Annotated in this window: 5 protein-coding genes; 3 read left to right on the plus strand and 2 right to left on the minus strand. The window is 71.1% G+C overall.

The features are described from left to right. The 3 genes from HMPREF0975_RS09305 to HMPREF0975_RS09315 all read left to right on the plus strand — a co-directional run. A partial coding sequence (locus HMPREF0975_RS09305; RefSeq protein ID WP_009233900.1) for an ATP-binding cassette domain-containing protein occupies positions 1-516 on the plus strand: 516 nt, incomplete at its 5' end. Then, the gene (locus HMPREF0975_RS09310) at positions 513-1403 is read left to right on the plus strand and encodes a metal ABC transporter permease (protein WP_009233901.1); all 891 of its coding nucleotides are present in this window, start codon (positions 513-515) and stop codon (positions 1401-1403) included. The genes HMPREF0975_RS09305 and HMPREF0975_RS09310, both read left to right, overlap by 4 nt. Beyond that, a complete protein-coding gene (locus HMPREF0975_RS09315; protein WP_009233902.1) occupies positions 1400-1819 on the plus strand; it encodes a Fur family transcriptional regulator in 420 nt (139 codons plus the stop codon). The genes HMPREF0975_RS09310 and HMPREF0975_RS09315 overlap by 4 nt, the downstream gene beginning before the upstream one ends. Positions 1820-1873: 54 nt before the next feature. On the opposite strand, the gene uppS is transcribed toward HMPREF0975_RS09315, so the two are convergent. Both uppS and HMPREF0975_RS09325 read right to left on the minus strand, forming a co-directional pair. Continuing rightward, positions 1874-2695, minus strand: coding sequence for a polyprenyl diphosphate synthase (gene uppS, locus HMPREF0975_RS09320; RefSeq protein ID WP_156808239.1), 822 nt, complete (start codon positions 2693-2695; stop codon positions 1874-1876). A gap of 47 nt (positions 2696-2742) precedes the next feature. Beyond that, the coding region (locus HMPREF0975_RS09325; RefSeq protein WP_009233904.1) for a DNA repair protein RecO C-terminal domain-containing protein at positions 2743-2960 on the minus strand (218 nt) is incomplete at its 5' end.

A 2960-nucleotide genomic window follows, 5' to 3' on the forward strand; every position in this document is an offset into this window, starting at 1 on the left:
TGGGCGGACCGCGGCAGGACCGCCAAGCGGCGGGCGATGGCAGCGCTCGATGCCGTCGGGCTGGCCCACCGGGCCGGCGACCACGTCCAGGTCTTCTCCGGCGGGCAGGCCCAGCGGGTCCTCATCGCCCGGGCCCTGGTGCGCTCCCCCGAGCTGCTCATCCTCGATGAGCCCCTGGCCGGGATCGACCGCGCCAGCCGCGAGTCCCTGGCCGAGATCCTGCTGGGGCTGCGCGAGCGGGGACTGACCCTGGTGACGGTCCTGCACGAGATGGGTGAGCTGGCCGACGTCGTCCAGCGGGCGATCATGCTTCAGGACGGACGCCTCGTCGCCGACGGGCCGGCCGCCGAGGTGGCCCGCTTGCGCGACGGCAGGACCGGCGCCTCCATCAGAGGCGATGGTGACCACTGGGATCACCACCCGGATGCCGGCGGTCCCCCGGCGCACCACGCCCCTGTCCTCGACCACCGGCTGCCCAACGCGCGGCCCCGCACCGGCAGGAGCACCCGACCATGATCGAGTTCATCTCCGACATGCTCGCCAGCCCCCTCATGCAGCGGGCCTTCATCGTCGCGGTGCTCGTGGGACTGGCCGCGCCGGTGGTGGGCACCTACCTGGTTCAGCGAGGCCTGGCACTGCTGGGCGACGGGATCGGACACATCGCCCTGACCGGTATCGCCCTGGGCTGGCTGGCAGGGGCCGCCGCCAACGTCACACCTCACGACGCCTGGGCCGTGCCCGGGGCAATCATCATCAGCGTGCTGGGCGCCGTGACGATCGAGGTCATCCGCGCCGGCGGCCGCACCCGCGGCGACGTCGCCCTGGCGATCCTGTTCTACGGGGGCATCGCCGGTGGCGTCATCCTCATCCGCCTGGCCGGGGGCACGACGACCAATCTCAACTCCTACCTGTTCGGCTCGATCTCCACGGTCTCGGTCTCGGATGCCTGGTTCACCATCGCCCTGGCGACCCTGGTGCTCCTGGTGGGGCTGGGGCTGCGCGGGCCGTTGTTCGCCCTGTGCAACGACGAGGAGTTCGCCCGCGCCTGCGGCCTGCCCACCGGCGCCCTCAACGTGCTGGTGGCGGTGGTCGCGGCGCTGACGGTCTCGGTGTCCATGCGGGTGGTGGGCGCCCTGCTGGTCTCGGCCGTCATGATCGTGCCGGTGGCCATCGCCCAGCTCGTCTCGCACTCGTTCTCGCGCACCATGTACCTGGCGATGGGGCTGGGGGTGGTGGCCTGTGTGTCCGGGTTGACGATCACCTACCTGGTTGCGGCCTCCCCCGGCGCTATGATCGTGATACTCCTGGTAGGGGGGTACGCCGTCGTCGCCCTCTTCTCCGGCCTGTGGCAGCTCATCGGCCGCTCCCGACGGCACCGCATCACCTCAGGAGGTAGCTCATGAGCGCACGCAACACGGCGCAGCGACCCCGTGCCACGCGCCAGCGCGCCGCCGTCGCCGACATCCTGGCGCGCACCGACGAGTTCCGCTCGGCCCAGCAGATCCACTCCGCCTTGGAGGCGGAGGGCACCAAAGTAGGGCTGGCCACCGTCTACCGCAACCTGCAGACCCTAGCGGAGACCGGCGCGGTGGATCAGGTGCGCAGCGCCGAGGGAGAAGTCCTCTACCGGGCCTGCGAGAAGCAGGAGCACCATCACCACATCGTGTGCCGCCGCTGCGGGCACACCGTGGAGGTCGCCGGCGGCGAGCTGGAGGAGTGGATCCGGCGGGTCTCGGCCCAGCAGGGCTTCACCCAGATGGAGCACACCGCGGAGTTCTTCGGCCTGTGCACCTCCTGCTCGGCCCGGGAAACCGCCTGAGACGCTTCGCAGGACTGAGCCTGGGGCGGCCGGTGAGGTGGTCTCGCCGGGCCGTTACTGCTCGTCGTCCTGCGGATCCCCGGTGCCGCCGGGCTCCTCGTGCAGCACCTTGTCCACGGCTCCGCCGTAGCGGCGCTCGCGCCCGGCGTAGGTCTCGCAGGCCCTCCACAGCTCGGTGCGGTTGAAGTCGGGCCAGGGCAGGGGCGAGAAGTAGAGCTCGGCGTAGGAGGAGGACCACATGAGGAAGTTGGAGGTGCGCTGCTCGTCTCCGGTGCGGATGAATAGGTCCACGTCCCGCATGGTGGGCGAGTACAGGTAGCGCTGGATGGTCTTCTCGTTGATGGAGCCGGCCTTGAGACGGCCCGCGGCGACGTCCTCGGCAATGGCGCGAGTGGCGTCGGCGATTTCGGCGCGTCCGCCGTAGTTGATGCACAGGTTGAGGACCAGTCCCGTGTTGTGGGAGGTGAGGCGCTCGGCCTCGCGCAGCTCGTGCAGCACGGACTTCCACAGGCGCGGGGTGCGCCCAACCCAGCGCACCTTGACGTTCCAGGAGTGGAGGATGTCGCGCTGGGCGCGCAGGACCTTGCGGGCAAAGCCCATGATGAAGCGGACCTCGCCGGGTGAGCGCCGCCAGTTCTCGGTGGAGAAGGCGTAGGCGCTCAGCTCGCTCACGCCGATCTCGACGGCGCCGGCGACGACGTCGAGCAGGTTGGCCTCCCCCACCCGGTGCCCCTCGGTGCGGGGCAGGCCGCGGGCGTTGGCCCAGCGCCCATTGCCGTCCATGACGACGGCGACGTGCTGGGGCAGGGTGGCCGGCGACAGCACCGGCGGGGTCAGGCCCGGGCGGTGCAGGGGCGGGGCCTCCTCAATCGTCATGTCCCGAGTCGCACCTGCGGCCGTATCTCTCGTACCGTCTGTCATGGTTATGCCCTTTCCACCAGTGCGAGGGAGCGCAGGCGCCGCTCCAGGTACCAGGTCGTGTAGGCCGAGACGAGGCCGGAGGCCTGCGAGCGCTCGCGCCGGCCGGAGGCGTCGGCCACGGCCCAGTCGCCGGAGAGCAGGGCGCCTAGGAGCACCATCGTGGCCGGCTCGACCTCGACGGCGCCGGCCGAGCGGCAGGACTCGCACACCGCGCCGCCGA

It is taken from the genome of Actinomyces sp. oral taxon 849 str. F0330, assembly GCF_000239715.1.
Taxonomy (GTDB): domain Bacteria; phylum Actinomycetota; class Actinomycetes; order Actinomycetales; family Actinomycetaceae; genus Actinomyces; species Actinomyces johnsonii.